20 protein-coding genes are annotated in these 23,149 nt (G+C 60.6%); 16 read left to right on the top strand and 4 right to left on the bottom strand.

Translation table 11 applies throughout. The features are described from left to right. The first annotated feature begins 143 nt into the window (after positions 1-143). The 7 genes from J7E24_RS06940 to J7E24_RS06910 all read left to right on the top strand — a co-directional run bounded on the left by J7E24_RS06940 (position 144) and on the right by J7E24_RS06910 (position 9,006). On the top strand, positions 144-1,043 hold the full coding sequence (locus J7E24_RS06940) for a DUF4846 domain-containing protein (protein ID WP_215136503.1): 900 nt from the start codon (positions 144-146) through the stop codon (positions 1,041-1,043). Positions 1,044-1,116: 73 nt separating this feature from the next. After that, positions 1,117-1,815, top strand: a complete 699-nt coding sequence (locus tag J7E24_RS06935; RefSeq protein WP_215136500.1) for an SIR2 family NAD-dependent protein deacylase — start codon at positions 1,117-1,119, stop codon at positions 1,813-1,815. Between the two features lie 136 nt (positions 1,816-1,951). Continuing rightward, the gene (locus tag J7E24_RS06930; protein WP_215136499.1) at positions 1,952-3,352 is read left to right on the top strand and encodes a peptidoglycan DD-metalloendopeptidase family protein; all 1,401 of its coding nucleotides are present in this window, start codon (positions 1,952-1,954) and stop codon (positions 3,350-3,352) included. 51 nt (positions 3,353-3,403) lie between these two features. After that, on the top strand, positions 3,404-3,943 hold the full coding sequence (locus J7E24_RS06925; RefSeq protein ID WP_215136497.1) for a metal-dependent hydrolase: 540 nt from the start codon (positions 3,404-3,406) through the stop codon (positions 3,941-3,943). A gap of 83 nt (positions 3,944-4,026) precedes the next feature. Continuing rightward, positions 4,027-5,706, top strand: a complete 1,680-nt coding sequence (locus J7E24_RS06920; protein ID WP_215136495.1) for a hypothetical protein — start codon at positions 4,027-4,029, stop codon at positions 5,704-5,706. After that, positions 5,589-7,802, top strand: coding sequence for a hypothetical protein (locus J7E24_RS06915; protein WP_215136493.1), 2,214 nt, complete (start codon positions 5,589-5,591; stop codon positions 7,800-7,802). The genes J7E24_RS06920 and J7E24_RS06915 overlap by 118 nt, the downstream gene beginning before the upstream one ends. A 205-nt stretch (positions 7,803-8,007) precedes the next feature. After that, entirely contained in the window at positions 8,008-9,006 is a 999-nt protein-coding gene (locus J7E24_RS06910; RefSeq protein ID WP_215136491.1) for a phosphatase, read from the top strand. Positions 9,007-9,141: 135 nt separating this feature from the next. Here J7E24_RS06910 and ppk1 read toward each other — a convergent pair whose 3' ends face one another. Further along, a complete protein-coding gene (ppk1, locus tag J7E24_RS06905) occupies positions 9,142-11,460 on the bottom strand; it encodes a polyphosphate kinase 1 (RefSeq protein WP_215136489.1) in 2,319 nt (772 codons plus the stop codon). A gap of 180 nt (positions 11,461-11,640) precedes the next feature. Here ppk1 and J7E24_RS06900 point away from each other — a divergent pair, with 180 nt between their 5' ends. The 3 genes from J7E24_RS06900 to J7E24_RS06890 all read left to right on the top strand — a co-directional run bounded on the left by J7E24_RS06900 (position 11,641) and on the right by J7E24_RS06890 (position 14,218). Continuing rightward, a complete protein-coding gene (locus tag J7E24_RS06900; protein ID WP_215136487.1) occupies positions 11,641-12,441 on the top strand; it encodes a DNA translocase FtsK in 801 nt (266 codons plus the stop codon). A gap of 142 nt (positions 12,442-12,583) precedes the next feature. Continuing rightward, positions 12,584-13,282 (top strand): hypothetical protein, encoded by a 699-nt coding sequence (locus J7E24_RS06895; RefSeq protein ID WP_215136484.1) that lies wholly within the window; start codon positions 12,584-12,586, stop codon positions 13,280-13,282. A gap of 24 nt (positions 13,283-13,306) precedes the next feature. After that, positions 13,307-14,218, top strand: coding sequence for a helix-turn-helix transcriptional regulator (locus J7E24_RS06890; RefSeq protein ID WP_215136482.1), 912 nt, complete (start codon positions 13,307-13,309; stop codon positions 14,216-14,218). 114 nt (positions 14,219-14,332) lie between these two features. Here J7E24_RS06890 and J7E24_RS06885 read toward each other — a convergent pair whose 3' ends face one another. The 3 genes from J7E24_RS06885 to J7E24_RS06875 form a co-directional block, all read right to left on the bottom strand. Next, the gene (locus tag J7E24_RS06885; protein ID WP_215136480.1) at positions 14,333-14,473 is read right to left on the bottom strand and encodes a hypothetical protein; all 141 of its coding nucleotides are present in this window, start codon (positions 14,471-14,473) and stop codon (positions 14,333-14,335) included. 2 nt (positions 14,474-14,475) lie between these two features. Continuing rightward, complete coding sequence (locus J7E24_RS06880; protein ID WP_215136478.1) at positions 14,476-15,045, bottom strand: hypothetical protein; 570 nt, start codon at positions 15,043-15,045, stop codon at positions 14,476-14,478. A 102-nt stretch (positions 15,046-15,147) separates the two neighbouring features. Continuing rightward, positions 15,148-15,942, bottom strand: coding sequence for a M48 family metallopeptidase (locus J7E24_RS06875; RefSeq protein ID WP_215136476.1), 795 nt, complete (start codon positions 15,940-15,942; stop codon positions 15,148-15,150). Between the two features lie 281 nt (positions 15,943-16,223). On the opposite strand from J7E24_RS06875, the gene J7E24_RS06870 reads away from it, so the two are divergent. From J7E24_RS06870 to J7E24_RS06845, 6 genes are all read left to right on the top strand, one after another. Beyond that, positions 16,224-16,838: a fumarylacetoacetate hydrolase family protein gene (locus tag J7E24_RS06870; protein WP_215136474.1), complete on the top strand. Its 615-nt coding sequence runs from the start codon at positions 16,224-16,226 to the stop codon at positions 16,836-16,838. 174 nt (positions 16,839-17,012) lie between these two features. Continuing rightward, positions 17,013-19,049 (top strand): M23 family metallopeptidase, encoded by a 2,037-nt coding sequence (locus tag J7E24_RS06865; protein ID WP_215136472.1) that lies wholly within the window; start codon positions 17,013-17,015, stop codon positions 19,047-19,049. A 237-nt stretch (positions 19,050-19,286) separates the two neighbouring features. Further along, positions 19,287-19,865, top strand: coding sequence for a lipocalin family protein (locus tag J7E24_RS06860; protein ID WP_215136470.1), 579 nt, complete (start codon positions 19,287-19,289; stop codon positions 19,863-19,865). A 64-nt stretch (positions 19,866-19,929) separates the two neighbouring features. Next, positions 19,930-20,379 carry a thioredoxin-dependent thiol peroxidase gene (bcp, locus tag J7E24_RS06855; RefSeq protein ID WP_215136468.1) on the top strand — a complete coding sequence of 150 codons (450 nt, stop codon included), beginning with the start codon at positions 19,930-19,932 and terminating at the stop codon, positions 20,377-20,379. A 139-nt stretch (positions 20,380-20,518) separates the two neighbouring features. After that, positions 20,519-21,409, top strand: a complete 891-nt coding sequence (locus tag J7E24_RS06850) for a transketolase (protein WP_215136466.1) — start codon at positions 20,519-20,521, stop codon at positions 21,407-21,409. Positions 21,410-21,587: 178 nt separating this feature from the next. Beyond that, on the top strand, positions 21,588-22,988 hold the full coding sequence (locus tag J7E24_RS06845) for a vWA domain-containing protein (RefSeq protein WP_251047069.1): 1,401 nt from the start codon (positions 21,588-21,590) through the stop codon (positions 22,986-22,988). Positions 22,989-23,149 lie beyond the last annotated feature (161 nt).

Genomic DNA, 23,149 nt, shown 5'->3' with positions numbered 1-23,149 from the left:
CAAAACCGCACTTCTGCAAAGCTCCGGCCGTAACTGGCCGGAGCTTTTTTTGTGGTTGAGCTGTCAAATAACTAATCTGCGGGTGCGTTTCCGTTTTTCACCTCCCCAAATCCTGCACCTTGCGAGCAAGCCCTTTGTTGCTGTTGCCTTTACTGCTGAGCTGCACCAGCCCCGGCACCGATTCGGTGGCTGGCGGGCTGCCGGCCGAGCAGCCACTTGTAGCCGTGGCCGATGCGCCAGCGCCCCTTGTTCCGCCTGCCCCCGGTGTGTACGCCTGGCTGCCGACTGGCCGCTACCGGGCCAGCCAGACGGTGGTGGCCCGGTTTGCGCCGCCGGCCGGCTATAAGCGGATGGCGGTAGCGGCCGGCTCGTTTGGGCAGTGGCTGCGCTACCTGCCGCTGCTGCCGGCCGGCACGCCCGTGAAGCTCTACAACGGCCAGCCCAAAGACCGCCAGGACGTGCACGCGGCCGTGCTCGACATGGATGTGGGACAGCGCGACCTGCAGCAGTGCGCCGACGCCGTTATCCGGCTGCGGGCCGAGTACCTGTTCAGCCAAAACCCCGACCAGGTTCATTTCCACCTTACCAGCGGCGACGATATTGGCTTCCGGGACTGGTATTCGGGCCGCGGATTCAGGGTGCAGGGCGACGCTGTGCTACCCGCCGCCCGGCACGCCGAGGCGCCCAGCCACGCCAACTTCCGCCGCTACCTCGACCAGATTTTCACCTACGCCGGCACCCTCTCGCTGAGCAAGGAGCTGCAGCCCACGCCGCTGGCCCAGGTGCAGGCCGGCGACGTGCTCATCCGGGGTGGCTCGCCGGGCCACGCCGTGCTGGTGCTCGATGTGGCCGAGCAGCCTGCTACCGGCCGCCGCGTGGTGCTGCTGGCCCAAAGCTACATGCCGGCCCAGCAGATGCATGTGCTCACCAACCTCTACGACGACTCCGGCCTGGGGGCCTGGTTTTACCTCGACCCACAGCAGGAGCGCGTGGGCACGCCCGAATGGACGTTCCGGAACACCGAACTGGGCCGGTTCGAGTGATTCGGGGAGGTCGTTCAGGCTGGCATACCGACGAAGGCCAGTCCTTTTATCTTCAATTGAATCAACCTGCACTATGAAGAAGATTGTAGCCTTAACCGGCGCCGGCATTTCGGCCGAAAGTGGACTGGACACGTTTCGGGCCTCCGATGGACTCTGGGAAAACCACCGCATTGAGGACGTAGCCACGCCCGAGGGCTGGGCGAAGAACCCGGCGCTGGTGCTGGAGTTCTACAACCAGCGCCGTGATGCCGCCCGCGCCGCCCAACCCAACGCGGGCCACCTGGTTTTGGCCGGGCTGGAAGACCAGTTTGAGGTAGTAGTGATTACCCAGAACGTGGACGATTTGCACGAGCGGGCCGGCTCGACCAGCGTGCTTCACCTGCACGGCAAGCTATTCGAAAGCCGCAGCTCGCGCCACGAGGAGCTGGTGTATCCGATGCACACCGACCGGATTGAGCTGGGCGAGAACTGTGAGCAGGGCTACCAGTTGCGGCCCAACATCGTGTGGTTTGGCGAGGCCGTGCCCTTAATGGAGGTAGCCATGGCAGAAGTAGAAGCTGCCGACGCGCTACTGGTAGTGGGCACTTCGCTGCAGGTGTATCCGGCGGCGGGCCTGGTCGATTACGTGCGCCGTATCGCACCCATTTACGTCATCGACCCGGGCCGGCCGCCGGTTGCGCACCGCCCGCAGCTGCACTTTATCACCGAGCCTGCCACCACGGGCCTGCCCCGCGTGGCGCAGTTGCTGCGGCAGGAGTTGGCAGATGCTTAGCCACAAAGTCGACCCTGATTCGAACTGGTCCCTATAGAAGCAACTATAAATAAAAGCATCTTTAAGATCAATATTTTATATAAAATATATAATTTAGCACCCTAAAAACACCCTATTTTACCTTGTTGCCTGGGCCATGCAGAAACGTTTATTCCTCTCGTTGATACCCATTGTGGGCCTGGGCCTGGGCTTGGGCTCGGCTCTGGGCCAAAGCAATACGCCGGAGGGCGGAGGTGGCTATTCGCCGCCAACCGGTATTTGCCTTTCGGGCGAGCAGCGGGTTGAAATTGATAGTATGCTGGCCCGCAACGTGCGCCAACTCATCCGCCAGGGAATTTTGCCTGCCGAGCCCGCCCGGCCCGCAGCCGCTGTTCTGCTCGATTGGCCGCTACGTCAGGCAGCCGGCTTCAAGTACAACAGTATCTACGGGGTATCCAACTTCGTCGACCACAACCCGGCAATCGGGAAACACCAGGATTGGAATTGCAATACCCGCACCTACGACTCGGGTAACTACAACCACGCCGGCACCGATATTTTCCTCTGGCCCTTCGACCAGAACATGATGGAAAGCGGCCAGGCGCAGATTACGGCGGCGGCTCCCGGCGTCATCATCGGCCGCTACGACGGTAACTTCGACCTTAACTGCGCCCTGTCTAATGCCAACTGGAACGCGGTGTACCTGCGCCATACCGATGGGTCGGTGACCTGGTATGGCCACATGAAAACCGGGTCGGTGACCGGCAAGCAGCTTGGCGCAACCGTTGCTGCGGGCGAAGTACTGGGCACAGTGGGCAGTTCGGGCAGCTCTACCGGTCCGCATCTGCACTTCGAGCTGCATGATGCGCAGGGCAAGGTAGTGGACCCCTATGCCGGGCCCTGCGGACCGGCAACCAGCTCCTGGGCGGCACAAAAGCCCTATTTCGAACCAACGGTTAATGCCGTCCTCACGCACCATCAGGCACCTGTATTCGAGGCCTGCCCCAAACCCGACCAAACCAACCTCAGCAACAACCTGACGGCCGGCGAAACGGCCTATTTCGCGGCCTATTACCACGACCAGCGCCAGGGGCAAGCCAGCACCTACACCGTTTACCGGCCCGATAACACGGTTTTTTCCACTTGGAATCATAGCTCAACAGCCGCTCACTACGCCGCCTCCTACTGGTACTGGCCACTCAAAATGCCAGCAACGGCTGTACCCGGCAACTGGCGGTTCGAAGTAGCCTACGAGGGCACTGTAGTGAAGCACGAATTTACGGTGGGCCAGGTGGTTACGGCTCTGGGCAGCGCCCGCCAGGCCGCTGCCTTTACACTGGCTCCCAACCCGGCTCAGCGCCGTGCTACCCTTACGCTGGCCGGGCAGCCCGCCACCGGTGCCGAGGTAACCGTTCGCACGATGCTGGGGCAAGTGGTGAGCCGGCAGCCGCTGGCCGCCCGCCTGACCGAGCTAGCTTTGCCGGCCTCCCCGGGCCTTTACCTGGTTACGCTGCCTACCCCCGAGGGGCTGGCCACCCAAAAGCTGCTGGTTGAGTAGGTTCGGACTGCCGACCGCCAAGTCCTGCTACTTAGCCTCTTCTTCGGTTTTATGGCTTCTGTTGTGGGGCATTGCGTACTAGGGGCCACACTGGCTAAGTTGTTGCTGCCGGAGCGGCGTTATTGGCCCTACTGGCTGCTGGCCACCGCCTGCGCCTTCCTACCCGACGCCGATGTGGTTGGCTTCAGGCTGCATATTGCTTATGACAGCCTGTGGGGACATCGGGGCCTGAGCCACTCGCTGGTGGCGGCCGCGGTGGTAGCCAGCGCACTGGCGCTACTGGCAGGTGGCCGGGCCAGCGCGCCGCCGCGTGGGCGGCTGTGGATGTTGCTTTTTCTGGCCACTGCCTCGCACGGCGTGCTCGATGCCATGACTACCGGAGGGTTGGGCGTGGCTTTCTTCGGCCCCTTTGATACCCAGCGACACTTTTTCAGTTTCCGGCCGATTGCGGTATCACCTATTGGCATAAAAAACTTCCTGGGCGAATGGGGTGCCCGGGTGCTGCGAAGCGAGGTAAAATGGGTGCTGCTGCCGTGCGCGCTGGCGCTGCTGGTGCAGGTAGCCGTACTATGTAGGCAGCGAGAAATATAAAGCGTGTGGCAGGCATAAAATTAAAGCCGGATTAAATCGGAATCCAGGACGGCACGTAAACGAAAAACCACATTCCTCCTGCTATGGTATTTCGTTACGTCTGTACGCTGCTAACGGGCTTTGGCCTGACCGCTTCCCTGTCGGTTTTTGCTCAAACGCAGCCGGCCCACAAGGTCTTTCTGCTGGGCAACACGGCCGGCCCTACCCTGCCGGCCCGCCACCTCAGCGCGTTGCGCCGCGTGTTGGAGCAGCAAACCGGCCCGTTTACGGTTGTGCATCTGGGTGATGTGGTGGGCCAGGAGGGCCTAGGCAACAAGGAGGACTCCAGCCGCACCGGTCAGACGGCGCGGATTGACGCGCTGTTGGGGTTGGTACGAGGCTTGCCCAATGGCAAAATCTACTTTGTGCCCGGCGACCAGGACTGGGCCAACTCGGGACCAGACGGCCTGAAACGAGTGCAGCGGCTCGAAAAATATATTGAGGAGCAAAACGGCAAGCACACTTTCATTCCTGAAAAAGGCTGCCCCGGCCCATATATCGTGGATATAGCGCCGCTGGTGCGGCTGGTGGCCCTCAACTCGCCCTGGTTTACCCACCCTTACAACAAGCCCGAAGCCCCGGATACCGACTGCTCGACGCTAACCCAGGAAGAGTTTCGCGAGCAGCTACAAGAAGTACTCGACGAGACCAAGGACCGCAACGTGCTGCTGGTGGGCCACCAGCCCGTCGTCAGCAACGGCGAGTATGGCGGGCATCTGCCGCTCGGCCGATACCTGTGGCCCCCGGTAGTGGGGGCCTTGAGCGCGGCTTACCACCAGAACGTGGGCACTCCCCGCGACCTCGCCAACCCGGGCTACCAGCAGTTCCAGCGCGAAATGCTCAACACCCTGCGCGACCACCCCGGCGCGGTGTACGCCGCCGCCCACGACTACAGCCTCCAGCTCACGGCGCAGCAGGGCAGCTACCACCTGGTGGCGGGCTCGTTTGCCGAAGCCCGGTACGTGGCCGGCAACGCTGGCTCCGTATTTAATGCAGCCGAGCAGGGATTTTCGGAGCTTGACTACTACGCCGATGGCACGGTAAAAACCACCTTTTTCACGTTTGATAAAGACCTTGAGAAGACCGGACCCCGTTCGGCATCCGCAGCCTCTGCGGGTAATGCAGACGCTAGTCCTGTGCGCGAAGCGTACACAGGCACCTTGTTCCAGAGCGCCTGCCAGGAGCCCCGCTTGCCGGGCGTACCCGTGAACAGCTTTATTCCGGAGTGCCCCTCAGCCCCGAAGGGGGTAGCCGATGTGAAGCCCGACGGGCTGTTTGTGCCCGTGCAGACGCTGCCAGCCGGAGCGCAATATGCCGGCACCCGCTCGTCACGGTTCTGGCTGGGGCCGGGCTACCGCACCTCCTGGACCCAGCCTGTGCAGGTGCGCACGCTTGACCTGGGTACCGAGCTGGGAGGATTACAGCCCTTTGGGCGGGGCGGCGGGCGCCAGACGACTTCGCTCAAGCTGATTGCCGCCGACTCGTCGGAGTACGTATTCCGGTCGGTTGATAAGGACGTAACCAAGATTCTGCCGCCCGAGCTGCGCCGCTCGTTTGCCGCCGATGTGCTGCGCGACATTACGCCCACGGCCCACCCTACTCGGCGTTGGTTATCAGCTCACTGCTCGATAAAACCGATATTCTGCATGCCCGGCCCCGGCTGTTTGTGCTGCCCGATAATCAGCAGCTCGGCCCCTACCGCACCGATTATGCCGGCCTGCTAGGCACCCTCGAAGACCGCCCTCAGGATCCCAAACCCAACCTACCGGGTTTCGCCGGGGCCAACAACATCCGCCGCTCGTTCAGCTTTTTCCGGCAGTTGTACAAAGACAACGACAACCGCGTGGATGCCGTGGCGCTGGGCCGGGCCCGGGCCTTCGATATGCTGGTGGCCGATTTCGGCAAGCACGAGGATAACTGGAAGTGGGCAGCGTATGAGGACGGCAAGAAAACCCTCTACAAACCTATTCCGCGCGACCGGGACCAGGCCTTTACGCTTTGGAACGGCACGCTGAGCTATCTGGCTAACCGCGAGTGGGCGCTGCCCAGCATCGAGGATTTTCAGGGCGAGTTTGGCGACATGAAGAGCCTGAACTGGCCCGCCCGCCACCTTGACCGGTTTCTGCTGCAAAGCCTGAACCGCCAGCAGTGGCAGGAAATTGCGCAGTACCTGCAGGCCAGCATTACGCCGGCCACTGTTGATGAAGCCACGGCCACGCTGCCACCCGAGCTCAAAAGCCTGTCGGCCGACGACCTCAACCGCAAGCTCAAATCCCGGATTCAGCAGCTGCCTCAGGCCCTTGACCGCTACTATCTGCTGCTGGCCCAGCGCGTCGATGTGGTCGGCTCCAACAAGGGCGAGGTATTCCGGGTGAACCGCCTGGCCGACGGCACGGTGCGGGTGCAGCTGTTCGACCGCGCCAGTGAGGGCGATGCGCCCAACGGCCCGGCCCTGTTCGACCGGACGTTTCAGCCCAGAGAAACAGAGGAAATAGTGCTGTACGGACTCGACGGCCACGACATATTCACGGTAACTGGCGAGGCTAAAAGCAGTATTCTGGTGCGCATCGTCGGCGGGGCGGGCAAGGACCGGATAACCGACGACTCGCGGGTGCGCGGCCTGCGCACGCTTACCAAAGTGTACGACGTGCCCGACACCGACCTGCAACTGAGCGCCGAGGCCGACAACCGCACCTCGACCCGCCCCGGCGTGAATGCTTATGACCGGGAGCAGTTTGAATTCGACTCGTACCGGCCCACCATTGGGCTAGGCTATAACCGCAACGACGGTTTTGCGGCCAGCGCGGGCGTGTCGTTTCTGCGCCAGGGCTTCCGCAAGCCCGGCTACAAAAACCGCTACGATTTCCTGCTGGAGGGCAGCACCGGCGGCCAGCGCCAGTTCACGGCCAGCACCCGCCACCGCTACGCTATCGGCAAGGTCGATGCCGGGGCCTCGTTCAGCTACGGCAGCTACTTTCCGTTCTATAACTTCTTCGGCCTGGGCAACAACACCGGCCTCGACCAGGACCGCTACGACGACCGGTTTTACCGGGCCCGCTACAAGGGCATCGTCCTCAACGGCTTTCTGGAGCGCACGTTCTTCCAGCGGAGCGTACTGCGCGTGGGCCCCAGCTACGAGTACTACAACAACGATTTTGCCGCCGACAGTTACCTGGGCACCTACCCGTTCCGCCCCGATGCCCCCGTTCCCGACCCCATCATCAACACCAGCTTCCAGCGCCTGGTGGGCCTGAACGCGCTGCTCGACCTCGATTTGCGCGACCGGCCCAACTTCGCCCGGCGCGGGGTACGCCTATTGGTGCAGCACGATTCCTATCATCAGCTCAACGGCAAACAAGGCAATTTCGGGCTCACGCAGGGTTTTGCTCAGTACTACGGCACGGCCCGGCTACTCATCCCGGTAACGCTGGTGGTGAAGGGCGGCGGCGCCCGGAACTACGGCAACAACGACGACATTCCGTTCTACAAGTTCACTAGCCTGGGCCTGCGCGAAGGGCTGCGCGGCTACTACCGCAACCGTTTCAGCGGCGACGCCAGCCTTTACCTCAACACTGAGCTGCGCCTGGCGCTGGGCCGGAGCAAAAACGGTTTCCTACCCTTCTCCTACGGCGCGTTCGGTTTCTACGACCGGGGCCGGGTGTACCTAAATGGCGCTTCGCCCGGCGGCTGGCACCAGGGCTACGGCGCGGGCGTGTACCTGGCCCCCGTATCCGACCAGTTTGCCTTCTCGGTGTCCTACCAGAAATCGGTGGAAAACAATTTGCTCCAGTTCGGCCTGGGCTTCCGGATTGACAAGTAGCGGTTGCTAGTTGTTACAAAGGGCGGTGTAGGGGCGGGACTTGCCCCCGCCCGCCGTCAGAACAATGCAGTAAATAGCTGTTTCGAAGTCCCGCAAAGCACTTGCTAACGGCGGGCGGGGACAACCGCAGGACAGCGAAGCTAAGCCCCGCCCCTACACCGCCCGCCCTAAGTTGGGTTAGCTGAATGCCCCCTTATATTTGCCTATGCACTTTCCTCTCCTTAAGTTAGCCGCCATTGATATTGGGTCGAACGCCGTGCGCTGCCAGATTTCGGCCGTACTCCACCACGAAGACCGGTACCGGCTGAAGCGGGTCGAGTACATTCGCTACCCCCTGCGGCTGGGTGAAGACGTGTTTGCCACCGGCCGGATTTCAGAAGCCAAGCAGGCCAAGTTCATCAAGTTTCTGCACGCGCTGCGCCTGCTGATGGAGGTGCACGACGTGGCCCCCAACCATTACCTCATCTGCGCCACCTCGGCCATGCGCACCGCCAGCAACGGCCCCGAAGTGGCGGCCCGCATCGAGCGGGAGCTGGGCATGCTCGTGAACGTGATTGACGGCCAGGCCGAAGCGCTTTACATCAACCGCGTAATCGAGCACCTGCTCGAAGACAACAAGCACTACCTGCACATTGATGTGGGCGGAGGCAGCACCGAGTTCAACATCTACCACAACCGTCGCAAAGTGGCTTCGCAGTCGTTTGAGGTGGGCAGTATCCGGCGTATGCAGCAGGAAGAAGCCGGCCTGAGCACTGAGGCCATGCGCGAAACCTGGCAGCGCATGGAAGACTGGGTACGCGAAAATGCCCGCCGCTACCACGTCACGCGGGCCATCGGCACGGGCGGCAACATCAACAAAATTTACAGCATGGCCCAGGCCGGCACCACCCTCGACAAGCCCGTGCCCCGCCAGCGCATTGCCGAACTGCTGGAGCGCATCACCAACATGAGCATGGACGAGCGCGTGAACGTGGCGCTGCTCAACCCCGACCGCGCCGACGTGATTGTACCGGCCGGCCACATCTACCTTTCGGCCATGGAGTGGGCCGATGCCCAGCACATGTTCGTGCCCGATATCGGCCTTAAAGACGGTATGTTACAGACGCTATTCGAGGAGCACTTCGAGGAGTTCCGCGCCCGCGACGACCACCGCCCCGGCGGCCCCACCACCACCATTCAGAGCCGCCCCACCGAAACAGAGTAACGGTGGTTGATAACCACTTTTTCTACGAAATTCTCTTTTACCGAAAAGCCCCTGTCGCTCTTATTGGCGACAGGGGCTTTTGCTTGCGTTAAAAGTTGTTCCGAACGACCAACCGGCCGGCTCACGCAGTCACTGCTACGCCAAGTCGGCTTCTTCCTGCGCATCGTAGTCGACGTTGGCACTCATCGGAACCTCTTTCTGGGGAAGTGAGGCTTCCGGCTCGGTTTCGCCGGTTGCAGGCGGCAGCATTTCGGAGGTAACCACTACTACCGCCTCCTTGGGCTGGGCATTGGCATCCTCGGAAGAGGCCCGGATATTGGCCACCGAAAGCCAGTCGTCGTAGAGTGCCTCCTCGGGCATAATGGTGAAGTTCCGGCTGTAAAACTCCTTGTGCAGGTTGGAAATGGGCTCGTCTTCCTGCGGCGTGCGGCGCACGTAGGCGCCGTCTTCGCGCATTACGTAGGTGTTCTGGTTGTCGAGCAGGTTGTAGTAAAGGATGTTGATGGCCTCGCGCTTGATCTGGGGGTTGGCCAGCAGAAACAGCGCCTCCAGCCGCCGCTCGAAGGAGCGCACCATCATATCGGCGGAGCCAGCGTACAAGCGGGGCTTGCCGGCCTGGTGGAAATAGAACAGCCGGGCGTGCTCCAGGTAGTCGCCCACAATGCTGCGCACCTCAATATTCTCGCTCAGGCCCGCCCGGCCCGGCCGCAGGCAGCAAATACCCCGCACAATAAACCGGATGGGCACGCCGGCCTTGCTGGCCTTGTAAAACTCGTCAATCATCTCCTTGTCTTCCAGCGAGTTCATCTTCATCACGATGCCGCTGGGCAGGCCTTTTTTGGCGTTCTTTACTTCCTCCCGAATCAGGCACACCAGTTGCTGGCGCATGTCTTTGGGGGCCGTAATCAGGTATTCATACTCGTCGGGCTGGCTGTGGCCGGTTATCACGTTGAAGAATTCCGACACGTCGTGGCCGTACACTTCGTCGGTGGTCAGCAGGCTTACATCGGTATAGATGCGCGAGGTCTGCTCGTTGTAGTTGCCAGTGCCCAGGTGCACATAGCGCGTCACTTTCTCGCCTTCACGGCGAATAATCATGAGCATTTTGGTGTGGGTCTTGAACTTGCTGACCCCATAAATCACGAAGCAGCCGGCCTTTTCGAGCCGCGCCCCCTCCCGGATGTTACGCTCCTCATCGAAGCGCGCCTTTACCTCGAACAGCACCGATACGTGCTTGCCGTTCTCGGCCGCCTTTAGCAATGCGGCCGTCACGCGTGAGTCGTCGGCGAGGCGGTAAATGGTTTGCTTGATGCCCAGCACGTGCGGGTCTTCGGCGGCCTGCTCCAGCAGCCGCACCACCGGGTCGATGCTGTTGTAGGGGTGGTGCAGCAGCACATCCTGGTGCTTGAGGTAGTCGAACAGGTTTTCCTCCACCGTTTCAGGCAGCGTGAGGGGCGGCACCGGCGCGGGCTGCTTGAACCCCTTGCCCCGGAAATTAGGGTGCTTGAGAATCTGGAGCAGGCCCTTCATGTCAATCAACGAGTTGATGACAAACACATTGCCGTTGTCGATATTCCACCGTTCGCGCAGCACCTGCATCAGGAAAGCGGCTGCGTTGGGCTCTACCTCCAGGCGCACCACCCGGCCCTTCTTGCGGGTTTTGAGGCCCACCTGAATTTCTTTGATAAAATTGGCGTCAATATCGTCCGATTCCTCCAGCGTAAAGTCGCCGTTGCGGGTGATGCGAAACAGGTCGGCCGACAGGATTTCCACGTTGCGGAACAGCTTGGGCAGGTTGGCCCGCACAATTTCCTCGATGGGCACGAACAGCACCTTGTCGCGCCGCGTGAGTTCGAAAAAGCGCGACAGGTTCTGCGGAATCTGCACGAACGTAAGCCGCTCCTGCCCCTTCTCCATCTCAATGTCGCCGGAGCCCGTGCGCGTTACCACCCCGAAGATGAGCATCTGGTTCATCATCAGCGGGAAGCCGTGGTAGGAATCGTACACCATGGGCGTGAGCAGCGGAAACACGGTGTTCTTGAAGTAGCCGTCGGCCTTCTTCAACTCCACTTCGGTCAGCTCACTCAGGGCCAGCACATTAAAGCCGTTCTTTTCGAACTGCGGCTTCAAATCGTTCAAATACGTCATCGACTGGTCATTCACGAACCGGTGGGCAAAATCGAGCAGCTTGCGCCGAAAGGGCATTTCGCGCAGCCCGGAGTAGTCCACCCGCTCCTTGCCGTAGTCGATGTAGTTATAAAGCGAGCCGACGCGAATCATGAAAAACTCGTCGAGGTTGGAGCTGGTAATAGCCATAAAGCGCAGCCGGTCGAACAGCGAGCGGCTGGTGTCGCGGGCCTGGTCGAGCACCCGATAATTAAAGCGTAGCCAGCTCAGGTCGCGGCTGATGTACTTGCTCTTACGAATCAGGTCGGCGGATTTGAAGATTTTCATAGAATAGCAGGCTTAGAAGTGCAAAATACGCTAAAACCGCGCCGTTACGTGTTTTCGGGGCAGGAAATAGGGCGCGCAAGTCCAGCCAGTACAGCCCTTGGTGAAATAAAACAATGCTCCGGGTGAAAACGACACGGTTTGGCGGCTTGTGCCGGCACCTTTGCCACAAGTCCTCAACACATGCTCCTTTCAGCCTCCACCACCGCCGAAACTCTGCTCGCCGACTGGGAATCCCAGGCCCAGCCCAGCCACTCGCCCGACTACCCTACCGAACGCGCCCGGCTACTTCGGCATTTCACCCCGTTGTGCGCGGCCTTCGTCCATTACGAAGCCGACGTCAACATAGAGGAAGAGGATGTCCGCACGGTGCTACGCCACGCTACCAGCCTGCGCGTGGGCACCATTGGCGCCAGCGGGCCTGGCCGGGCTATGTGGGCCGCCCAGCAGGTGGCGGCAGTGGCCCAGGCTCACCACCTGGGTCCCGAGCCCACCGGCCCGGCAACGATGGCGCTGCTCACTATCCTCAGCCACCCTACGGCCGAGTTGGAAATGGACGAGCTAACAGGCATCACTGAGTACCTCCAGCAGAACCTGGGTGACCAGCAACTGGAAGTTATCTTCGGCCACGATGTGCAAGCCGACTTGCCCACGGAAATATGGGTGGGCGTACTACTCTCCTACTGCTCACGCCCGCTACCGCCCGCACCGGTGCCGCTGCTCCAGCCCGCACCCCCAGAAATCGACGCCGCCACCGGCCGCGACTTCTATTTCGACGCGGCGGCCCGCCTGTTCGTGCAACGAAGACGGGCGGCGGGCTCCCTCATCCAACGGCGGTTCGGCCTCGGCTACAACCGCACCTGCAGACTACTGGATAAGCTGGCCGCTGCCGACATCATCACCCCGGACCCGTTCGGCAGCGGCTGGCGGCTGCTGGTGACGGATAAAGCGATGTTGGACGGGTTGTTGGCGCAGTTGGGCTAAGGGTTTGGAAGTTAGGATTCTGTGGGCTATGTTTAGGAGCTTGGTCAAAAGCATTGTGAATGTATATCGTGATTCGGCTACAAAAACCCTGCACTTTTTTCAATAAAATCATCTTCTTACTTCATCAAACACGCTTTCAAATATGAGCATTCGAAATGAATATGAAAACCAAATTGGCATTGAAGTAGAAACATTAGCCAAAAACATAAACAAAGCGTTATTAGAAGATGAATATGTTAAAAATTTGTATCACGGTTGGCGAGTAATGTTCAGCCCTATGTTTGAAAAACCCGATATACTAATTATAGGAATTAATCCTGGTAATGGGCAATCTGGGGTTGAAGATTGGGGTTTTTGGTCAGAAGATGAAATATTTGAATATACTAATCCTGAATACAGTTTCGCGCTGGCTAGAGAAACTAAAGAGGTCTTCGAACGAGCTGGACTTTCCTCAATTTTAGAGAAGTCAACTGTCAAAACGAACTACTATTATTTAAGTACTACCAAGGAATCTGACTTGTACATTATAACAGATCATTTAGCAAATACAGGTAGTAGTGATGATAATTTAAGAAAAGTGTTTTTCGATAAATCGGCATCTTGGACTAAAACATTCATAGACATAGTAAACCCCAAATTAATATTATGCGAAGGCAAATCTGCTTACGATAACGTGACTGACTTATTTCCTGAATACGGTGAGTGCGATTGGCAAAATGATTGTGGGTATACAATAGTCCCAAAAGAAAAAATTGTGATTATAGGATATAGTAGAAGGTATAGTGGAATCAAAAACAAAGAAGCATTAACTGATTTGCTAGTTAGATTTTGCAAGGTGTAATGTATTAGCTTCAGCCAACATAAAATGCCCGCCCGTGCTATTATCCTGCGCCAGATGCTGCTGGTACAGCGGCTGCAACGGGGGTCGGGGCAGCGGGTGCCGTTCGAGGAATTGCAACGGCACCTGCTGGCCCACGGCAGCCTCGCCGACCTGCAATCCAGCTACCCTCGCCGCACCTTCGAGCGTGACCTGCGCGAGATAGAGGACCACTTCGGCCTGCGCATCAAGTGTCAGCGGGGCCAAGGCTACTATATTGCTGAAACCGACCCGCAGGAACCCGGCCACGGCCGCCTACTGGAGGCCCTGGAGTTGCAGGAGTTTCTGCGGCTGCCCGCCGCACTGGCCCCCTTCGTGCAGGCCGAAACCCGGCGGCCTCAAGGCCTGGAGCACCTGCGGCCCCTACTGGCCGCCATGCAGGCTGGCCGGGTGGTGGAGTTCGATTACCGCAAGTTCTGGGAACAGACCGACGCCCCGGCCCAGCGGCGCACAGTTGGGCCGTTGCTGCTTAAAGAGTACCGGGGGCGCTGGTACGTGCTGGCCGCAATGGTGGGCAGTGGCCACTTGGCCTGCTTCGGGCTCGACCGCATCAGCCAACTTGTCCAACTCGACCACCCGAGCACGCCCCCACCCAACTTCAACCCGGCAACTTACTATACACACGCCTTCGGTATCATCCGGCCCGATACGGGCGAGGAGCCGGCCGGCGTAGTGTTGCGCTTTTCGGTGATGCAGGGCCGCTACGCACTGAGTTATCCGCTGCATCCATCGCAACGGGTGCTGATTCAGACGGAAGAAGAAATCCGGATTGAGTTGCGAATTTTCGACACCCACGATTTTCGCATGGAGTTACTCAGCTACGGCCCCGAAGTGGAAGTACTGGCCCCCGCCGAACTGCGCGACTGGCTCCGGCAGGCGCATGCCGAGGCCTTATGGTAGGTGAGCTTAGCAGTAACCCACTTGGCAGCCACAAACAAAACAGCGCCGACCAACAGGCCGGCGCTGCTCTGCAACAGATCCAATGTAACTACGCTGTAAAGCGGCGCGGCCGTTTCAGATGGGCTTGTCGGGCTCAGCTTCCGGCTCGGGTGGCGCGGGCTTTGGCGGCGTGGGCTTGGCCGGCCGCCGGTCGGTGGTGACCAGCAGGGCCAGCGCTGTGAGCGAGAGGCGCAGGAGCCATTTGCGGCTAAGCATAGCTAGCGGGCAAAAAAGGCGTTGTTGTTTTCCACCGTCAGGTCGCAGCGGCTGCCGCCAGTGTTTTCCTCACACGAAGTACCCACAATTTCGTTGCGCTCGAAGTTGAAGTAGCAGAACGTACAGCCCACGCTGGTGAGCATATAGCGCGGGGCGTTAGAGGTCAGATACAGGCTGTTATCCGACGAGGTTTCCAGCGGAATGGCCATGGCCCGGAACATACCGTCGCGCAGGCCCATGCCCACCAGATAATACACTGCCTTGTCTTTGGGTGTTTCCTGCACCTTGCGGATGATGGTTTTGTTGATGGACGTGCCGTCGCCGAACTGCCGGGTGAACCGGGTAGCCAGCTCCTGCTTGGGCGTTATGTAGTCCACTTTATTATTTACCACCTGGGCAATCTGCTTGCTGGTAGCCTCCAGCTGCCGCCGGTTCAGCGCGTCGGGGTCGTTGGAAGGCGAGCTAACCTCCGGGAAGCCGCGTTTGCTGGTTTCACAGGCACTCAGCCCACCCAACAATAGGGCGACGCTCAGGCAGGCGGCAGCGCTGTTACGCAGGAAAGAATTCATCATGCAGGATACGGAAAGTAGCAGTTTGGTGGGCAATATAGCAAGGTAGCCAGTGGGCCTACTCGCAAAGCGCCCTTACTGCGGGGCGCTTTGGCAAAAGTGGGGCTAGCGAGGCTTGTAATACTTACGCGCCTCAGGCAACTGCTGCTGAATATCGGCAATGCGCGTGCCGTTGGAGGGGTGCGTAGACAAGAACTCCGGCTGGGCTGAGCCCCCGGAACGTGCTTCCATGCGCTGCCAGAATGCCAAGGCCCCCTCGGGGTTGTAGCCTGCCATGGCCATGAAAACGAGGCCCAGCCGGTCGGCTTCCGACTCCTGGTTGCGGCCGTAGCGCAGCAGCCCCAGCTGCGAGCCGGCTCCAACGGCCTGCATAAATATGCTCTGGGTAGCCGACGGGTTCTGGCCGACGGCCGTCGATACGACACCGCCCAATCCCTGCGCGGCCATCTGCTGGCTCATGCGCTCGGAGCCGTGCTTGGCCACGGCGTGGGCAATTTCGTGGGCCATTACCACGGCCAGGCCGTTTTCATCCTGCGTGATGGGCAGAATGCCGGTGTACACGGCCGTTTTGCCGCCGGGCATGGCCCAGGCGTTTTCCTGCTTGTCATCAATCAGAGTAAACTGCCAGGCATAGCCTTCGAGCTGCTGCAGCTGGTTTTGCTGGCTGAAATACTGTTGCACGGCCTGCTCGATGCGCTGGCCCACCCGCTTGACCATGGCAGCCTGCGCGCCGCTGCTCACTACCCGGCTGCTGGCCAGCACTTTCTGATACTCCTGCGCAGCCATCTGGTTCATTTCGGTATCGGAAACCAAACTAAGCTGACGGCGGCCGGTGATGGGAACCGTGGAGCAGGCCGTTGCCACAAACAGGCAGCTGGCCAGGGCGAAATTCTTGAACATATACCAAGGGAGTTGAGAGGGAAGAATCCGGCCGCCTGCGCCGGCCCGGAAGCCCGGGCCCGCCGCGGCCGTTGCTGAGGAGCTATACGTCAGCAACCCGGCAAAATGTTTGCATTTGACCCCGCGCGACTAAAAACCTCCTCGTTTTGGTACCAGAGCCCCACTAATTACCGTTACTTTTGAGACTGATGGGGCCCGGGCCTGGCAGGTGAGCGGATGAAAGCTGGTTTTGTCCGAACGCGCTGCCGGCCCCACGCCTCGCACCCTCCAAGCCCTTCCCTATGAAAATCCTGTGTATTGGCCGCAACTACGCGGAGCATATTGCTGAACTCCAGAACGAAACGCCTTCGGCCCCCGTCATCTTTGCCAAGCCCGATACGGCCCTGCTGCAGCGCAACCAGCCGTTTTTCATGCCCGATTTCTCGCAGGATATTCACCACGAAATTGAGCTGGTGCTGCGCGTGTGCAAAAACGGCAAGAACATCGAGGAGCAGTTCGCCCCCACTTACTTCGACGCCATCGGGCTGGGTATCGACTTCACGGCCCGCGACCTGCAGAGCCAGCTCAAGAGCAAAGGCCTGCCCTGGGAACTGGCCAAGGGCTTCGACGGCTCGGCCCCCATCTCGCAGACGTTTAAGCCGGTAACCGACTTCGCCGACCTGGGCAATATCGACTTCCGGCTCGAAGTGAACGGGCAGGTGCGCCAGCAGGGCAACTCGGGCCTCATGCTGCACGACTTCAGCAAAATCATCAGCTACATCTCGCGCTTCATCACCCTGAAAATGGGCGACCTGATTTTCACCGGCACGCCCAGCGGCGTGGGCCCGGTGCACATCGGCGACCAGCTGACGGGCTTCATCGGTGAGGAGAAAATGTTGGATCTGGCCGTTAAGTAAGCCGCTAATTTGAACGCTGTAGGGGCGGGGCTTGTCCCCGCCCGCCGCTGAAACGATGCGTTGCCAGGATGTATCTACTGCTTAATAGCACTGTTCAACGGCGGGCGGGGACAAGCCCCGCCCCTACAGCGTTCGGCGCAACTCCTACCCTTCCGTTGTCAAGTACGTTCTGTTTTGAAAAAGCTCACAGCTAGTAGCTTCCCGCTAAAAGCCCATTTCAGCTTCGCGCTGCCATTTTTACTGCTGATGGGCGTGCAGCCCTCGGCCTGCCAGAGCCCGCAGCCGGCCAGCCCAACCCTGGAGCAGCCCGCCCCCAACGAGGCAGCCGGCGCAGCCAGCCCGGCCCCGCGCGCCGGAATTCCGGCCGTGGCCAAGGGCTACTTCCTGTTCCCTATCAAGCCCAACCAGGAAAACTTCCTGTCGGGCAGCATGGGCGAGCTGCGGCCCAACCACTTCCACGGCGGCCTCGACATCAAGACCGATGGCCGGGTGGATTTGCCGGTGCATGCCTCGGCCGATGGCTACGTGTCGCGGCTTAAGCAGAGCAGCTACGGCTATGGCAACGTGCTCTACATCACCCATCCCAACGGCCTGACGACGGTGTACGGCCACCTGAACAGCTTTAAGGGGCCCGTGGCCGAGGAGCTGCGCCGCCAGCAATACGCCAAGCAGACCTACGACCTGGAGCTGTTTTTTGAGCCCGGCCAGTTTGTGGTAAAGCGTGGCGAGGTGGTGGCCCTGAGCGGCAACACCGGCGGCTCGGCGGGGCCACACGTGCACTGGGAGGTGCGCACGGCCGCCGGCAGCCAGCTGAACCCGCTGCAGTGGGGCGGGTTTGCCGAAATCCAGGACCATGTAGCGCCGGTAGTGCAGGCGTTTGCGGTGGAGGCGCTGGGCATTGCGGCGCGGGTAGAAGGCCGTTTCGGGAAGCGCGTATTCGTGCCCAAGGCGCCGCTCGCCGACGGCAGCTACGCCTGGCCCGATACCATTGCGGCCAGCGGCTCGGTGGGCCTGCTGGTGCAGGGCTTCGACAGGTTTGATAAAGTCTGGAACAAGAACGGCATTCAGCAGGCCACAGTGCTGGTGAATGGCAAGCAGGTATACCAGCATACCATTGACAACGTGCCATTTCCGGATGGCTCGCGCCAGATAAACCGGCATGTTGATTACGAGTGGCGCGCCACCCAGGGCCGGCAGTTCGAGAAGCTGTTCATCGACGACGGCAACGACCTGGGCATGTACACTACCGGCCCCGACAAAGGCCGCCTGAACATCGAGCCGGGCAAGGTATACGCCGTGGAAATCCGGCTGGCCGACTCGTATGGCAACACCACGCCGCTGCGGCTGGTGCTGCGGGGCGAGGAGGCGGGCTACTTCAAAACCCGCTCGGCGGCCGTAAAAAAGCCAGCCCTGCGCTACGATGTGAGCCGTAACCTGCTGGTGGTAACGGCCCAGGACCCCGACACGGCCGCTGTGGCCGGCCCCCTCACGCTGCTGCGCGGCAGCCGCCGCCTTGAGTTGCGCCCCAGCTACACCGACCAAAGCCAGAACGTGTACCTGTACGACCTGCGCGCCGGCCGGCCCGATTCCATTCGCTTCGGTGGCATCACCCAGCGCTTTACCCGCGAGGCGCTGATTCCGGCGGGCCGCGAGTTTAGCTTTGCTACGGCCCACATGGGTCTGGAGTTCAAGCCGAAAACCATCTTCGACACGCTCTACCTGCAAACCAGCTACCAGCAGGGCCTCTGGACGGTGCATCTGCCGCGCACGCCGCTCTACGAAAACCTGGCCCTCACACTACGGCCCGATACGCCCCCCACCGACCTGCGCCGCTCGGCTATTTACAGCATCTCGGCCAAAGGCGGCAAGGGCTACGTGGGCGGCAAGTGGAGTGAGGACGGCAGCAGCATCACGGCTTCTATCCGCGCCTTCGGGCAGTTCCGCATCCTCACCGACACGGTGCCGCCCTCGGGCCGGCTGCTGAGCAAGGGCGCGGCCGGGGTGGTGTTTAAGGTGGGCGACGACCTCTCGGGGTTGGCCAGCTATAAGCTGGAAGTGAACGGGCAGTTCCGGATGCTGCGCTACGAGCACAAAAACGCCACCCTGTTCACCGAGCGCACCGATACGCTGGGCCCGCCCCTGCGCGGCCCCGCCACCCTGCGCCTCACCGACCAGGCCGGCAACGAAAAGGTTATCAACGTGGTGCTGTAACGAGAAATTAGAGAAGCTAATTGGAAAGTTAAAATGAACGTCATGCTGAGCCTGTCGAAGCATCTCTACCGCTTCGTTGCATTCAGTACTGATTACTACTGCGGTAGAGATGCTTCGGCAAGCTCAGCATGACGTTCTGATACCGTTTGCCAACTTTCCAAGCAGCTTCAGAGCTCCACAATACACCTTGCGCGCTTGGTCTGCGTAGACCCAGATTCACTTGACTACTGAATTCTGATGCCGAACAATCTGCTTAAACGCCGCCGGCCGGTACTACTGGGAGCCGCCGCAGCCTTGGTAACTACTGGCGCAGCTGCCTACGCCTACTCGCGCCGGAAGGCCTACCCACATCTGCCTACCGTAGCCCACGTAAACCTGCAGCGGTACGCCGGCTTGTGGTATGAAATTGCCCGGCTGCCCGTGCGCTTCGAGAAGGGCTGCCAGCACGTAACGGCCGAGTACACCGTACGCCCCGATGGCAAAGTGGGCGTGCGCAACACCTGCCACCAGGGTAGCATTGGCGGGCCGGCCACCACGGCTACCGCTACCGCCTGGCCCACCGATGGCACCAACGCCAAGCTCAAAGTGCAGTTCTTCTGGCCCTTTACCGGCGACTACTGGATTCTGGCCCTCGATGAAATCGGCTACCAACATGCGCTGGTAGGCTCACCCGACCGCGAAACGCTCTGGATTCTTAGCCGCATGCCGCACCTGCCGCTGGCCACCCGCGAGCAGCTGCTGGCCAAGGGCCGGGAGTTGGGCTTTCCGGTCGAGAACATGCTGTTCCCGGCGCAGCCGGTTGCCAGCAAGCCGTAGGCCCCCGGCGCACTCCGGCCGTTTTCCATTTCCCTATCTCCCGTCAACCTTCTATCTTCGCGGCATGGCAGTACCTCAAGCAGGCGAAACGGCTCCGGCCTTCGAAGCGCCCGACCAGAACGGCACCACGCACCGCCTGGCCGATTACCGGGGCCGCAAAGTGGCCCTGTACTTCTACCCCAAAGACGACACCAGCGGCTGCACCACCCAGGCCTGCAACCTGCGCGACAACTACCAGCAGCTGCTGGCGGCCGGTGTGCAGGTGCTCGGCGTAAGTATCGACTCAGCCAAGTCGCACCAGAAATTCATCGAGAAGCACGAGTTGCCTTTCCCACTGCTCGTGGATGAAGACAAAAAGATGGTGCAGGACTACGGCGTGTGGCAGGAGAAGTCGATGTACGGCCGCAAGTACATGGGCACCATGCGCTACACGTTCCTGATTGATGAAGAAGGAAAAGTAGAGCGGGTCATCACTAAAGTCGACACCAAGAACCACGCGGCCCAGCTGCTATAGCTTCCACAGGAGCCCTGCCACTTCGGCGGGGCTTTTTTACATCCCTTTTGCCTCCCTTTTGCGGCGCCGCTCCGATCTGCGGCCCGCTGGCTGCCCGGGAGGCGTACCTTTGCTTACCTATCAACCCTTCCAACCCCGCATGGCCCAGCCGACCACTTCCGAAACCCACGCCCCCGACGCCACCAAGTCGGTAGCCGAATTGCAGCAGATTGCCACCCAGGTGCGGCGCGACATTGTGCGCATGGTGCACGCCGTGAACTCGGGCCATCCCGGCGGCTCGCTGGGCTGCACCGAGCTGCTGGTGTCGCTGTATTTCAAGGTGATGAAGCACACGCCCGAGCCGTTTGATATGGATGGCATCAACCAGGATTTGTTCTTCCTTTCCAACGGCCACATTTCGCCGGTGTTTTATTCGGTGCTGGCTCGTTCGGGCTACTTCCCGGTGAGCGAGCTGGCTACGTTCCGCAAGCTCAATTCGCGGTTGCAGGGCCACCCCGCCACCCACGAGCACCTGCCCGGCATCCGCATTGCTTCCGGCTCGCTGGGCCAGGGCCTGAGCGTGGCCACGGGCGCGGCCCAGGCCAAAAAGCTCAACGGCGACGACCGCACGGTGTTCGTGCTCATGGGCGACGGCGAGCTGCAGGAAGGCCAGATTTGGGAAGCCGCCCTCTACGCCCCCCACCACAAAGTGGACAACCTGATTGCCTTTGTTGACCGCAACGGCCAGCAGATTGACGGCCCCACCGAGAAAATCGGTGGCCTCGGCGACCTGCGCGCCAAGTTCGAATCATTCGGCTGGCGCGTGCTCGAAGCCGATGGCAACCAGTTCGAGACGCTGCTGCCCGCCATTGAGGAAGCCCAGAGCCTACTCGGCCAGGGCGTACCCGTCATGGTGCTCATGGATACGCAGATGGGCTTCGGCGTCGACTTCATGATGGGTTCGCACAAGTGGCACGGCGTAGCGCCCAACGACGAGCAGCTGGCCAAAGCCCTGTTGCAGCTGGAGGTAGAAAAGGCCTCGGATTACTAGTACGGTTACCTAAAACGACGTAGGGGCGGGGCTTGTCCCCGTCCGCCGTTAAACGATTAGCGTTGAACGACTAGCGTTGAGCGGAATCGTGGAAACGATGCATACGGTGGGCGGGGACAAGCCCCGCCCCTACGTCGTGCTGTAACCTGCTTCACGTCAATCATAACTCATCCAACACATGCGGCAGTGGCTGGCGTTTCTGGGAGTATTGCTGGCAGTGCTGCTGCCCGGCAACGCCCGTGCCCAGAACGCCGGCCCAGCCTCGCCGCCCCGCACCACCCGCATCCTGTTTCTGCTCGATGCTTCGGGCTCGATGCGGGCCCCTTGGGAGGGTGCGCAGCGCTGGGACGTGGCCAAGCGGCTGCTCTCGAAAATGGTGGACTCGCTCAATACCTACCCCAATCTGGAGCTGGCCTTGCGCGCCTATGGCCACCAGCACGACAACAAGGAGAACAACTGCGAGGATTCGCGGCTCGAAGTGCCGTTTGCGCCCAAAAACGCCGCCGCCATCAAAACCCGGCTCAAAACCATTCAGCCCCGCGGCAACACGCCCATCACGTACTCGCTGCTGCAGTCGGCCAATGATTTTCCTGCCGATAAGCAGAGCCGTAACGTGCTGATTCTGATTACCGACGGCCTCGAATCGTGCAAGGGCGACCCGTGTGCGACTTCGCTGGCTCTGCAGCGCAAGCGCGTGTTTCTGAAGCCCTTCGTGATTGGCATCGGGGCCGAGCGCGAATTTGGTAAGCAGCTGGAGTGCCTGGGTACCTACTACAACGCCGCCGATGTGCGCACCTTCCGCACCATCCTCAACGACGTAGTGGCCCAGACGCTGGCCAAAACCACGGTGTCCGTAAACCTGACCGATGAGCGGGGCCGCCCGGTAGAGTCGGACGTGAACCTGACGTTTACCAACAACGTAACGGGCCAGCCCGAGTACAACTACGTGCACTACCGCAACGCCCAGGGTCAGCCCGACGCCCTCGACATTGATGCGCTCCAGAGCTACGATTTAACCATCAACACGGTGCCGCCGGTGCGGGCGACCAACCTGGCCATCAAGCCGGGCCGCGCCAACGTGCTCACCTACGCCACGCCCCAGGGCACCTTGCGGCTGCAAAACCCCAACCTCTCGCCCAACCCCTACGGCCGGGTGCAGGCCGTAGTGCGGGCCCGCGGCAACCCCGAAACGGTGCTGGCCCTACCCTTCGGCAACCGCCAAAAACTACTGGCCGGCGACTACGAAGTGGAGCTGCTGACCCTGCCCCGGCAGCTGCGCCGCATCAGCATCAGGCAGGGCCAGGAAACGGCCGTTACCTACGATGCGCCCGGTATCCTCAACAGCATCTCCGACTACAAGGGCTACGGCAGCATCTACCAGCTCGGCCCCGACGGGGAGCAAACCTGGGTGTACGATTTGCCCGCCGGCGGCAGCAGCAAAATCAACCTGCCGCTGCAGCCGGGGGCCTACCGCCTCGTGTTCCGCACGGCCACCGCCACCGGCAGCCGCTTCACCGACGTGCGCAACTTCACCATCCGCTCGGGCCAGACCAGCTCGGTTAGCTTGTTCGGGCGATGAATAGTAGAAGTGAAACAGCAGTAAAAAGAACGTCATGCTGAGCGCAGTCGAAGCATCTCTACCGCTTCGTTGTAATGGCAACTAAACGTCAGGATTACCATTGCAGTAGAGATGCTTCGACTCCGCTCCGCTCCGCTCAGCATGACGTTCTTTACACCAAC

This window comes from Hymenobacter sp. ISL-91, from assembly GCF_018613725.1.
GTDB lineage: Bacteria > Bacteroidota > Bacteroidia > Cytophagales > Hymenobacteraceae > Hymenobacter.
This window is presented reverse-complemented; position numbering and strand designations above follow the sequence as displayed.

What these genes read in the sequence shown, in the direction of transcription:
- J7E24_RS06935 (WP_215136500.1), top strand. Translation starts at nt 1,117, where the DNA reads ATGAAGAAGATTGTAGCCTTAACCGGCGCCGGCATTTCGGCCGAAAGT.
- J7E24_RS06930 (WP_215136499.1), top strand. Translation starts at nt 1,952, where the DNA reads ATGCAGAAACGTTTATTCCTCTCGTTGATACCCATTGTGGGCCTGGGC.
- J7E24_RS06925 (WP_215136497.1), top strand. Translation starts at nt 3,404, where the DNA reads ATGGCTTCTGTTGTGGGGCATTGCGTACTAGGGGCCACACTGGCTAAG.
- J7E24_RS06920 (WP_215136495.1), top strand. Translation starts at nt 4,027, where the DNA reads ATGGTATTTCGTTACGTCTGTACGCTGCTAACGGGCTTTGGCCTGACC.
- J7E24_RS06910 (WP_215136491.1), top strand. Translation starts at nt 8,008, where the DNA reads ATGCACTTTCCTCTCCTTAAGTTAGCCGCCATTGATATTGGGTCGAAC.
- ppk1 (WP_215136489.1), bottom strand. Translation starts at nt 11,460, where the DNA reads ATGAAAATCTTCAAATCCGCCGACCTGATTCGTAAGAGCAAGTACATC.
- J7E24_RS06900 (WP_215136487.1), top strand. Translation starts at nt 11,641, where the DNA reads ATGCTCCTTTCAGCCTCCACCACCGCCGAAACTCTGCTCGCCGACTGG.
- J7E24_RS06895 (WP_215136484.1), top strand. Translation starts at nt 12,584, where the DNA reads ATGAGCATTCGAAATGAATATGAAAACCAAATTGGCATTGAAGTAGAA.
- J7E24_RS06890 (WP_215136482.1), top strand. Translation starts at nt 13,307, where the DNA reads ATGCCCGCCCGTGCTATTATCCTGCGCCAGATGCTGCTGGTACAGCGG.
- J7E24_RS06885 (WP_215136480.1), bottom strand. Translation starts at nt 14,473, where the DNA reads ATGCTTAGCCGCAAATGGCTCCTGCGCCTCTCGCTCACAGCGCTGGCC.
- J7E24_RS06880 (WP_215136478.1), bottom strand. Translation starts at nt 15,045, where the DNA reads ATGATGAATTCTTTCCTGCGTAACAGCGCTGCCGCCTGCCTGAGCGTC.
- J7E24_RS06875 (WP_215136476.1), bottom strand. Translation starts at nt 15,942, where the DNA reads ATGTTCAAGAATTTCGCCCTGGCCAGCTGCCTGTTTGTGGCAACGGCC.
- J7E24_RS06870 (WP_215136474.1), top strand. Translation starts at nt 16,224, where the DNA reads ATGAAAATCCTGTGTATTGGCCGCAACTACGCGGAGCATATTGCTGAA.
- J7E24_RS06860 (WP_215136470.1), top strand. Translation starts at nt 19,287, where the DNA reads ATGCCGAACAATCTGCTTAAACGCCGCCGGCCGGTACTACTGGGAGCC.
- bcp (WP_215136468.1), top strand. Translation starts at nt 19,930, where the DNA reads ATGGCAGTACCTCAAGCAGGCGAAACGGCTCCGGCCTTCGAAGCGCCC.
- J7E24_RS06850 (WP_215136466.1), top strand. Translation starts at nt 20,519, where the DNA reads ATGGCCCAGCCGACCACTTCCGAAACCCACGCCCCCGACGCCACCAAG.
- J7E24_RS06845 (WP_251047069.1), top strand. Translation starts at nt 21,588, where the DNA reads ATGCGGCAGTGGCTGGCGTTTCTGGGAGTATTGCTGGCAGTGCTGCTG.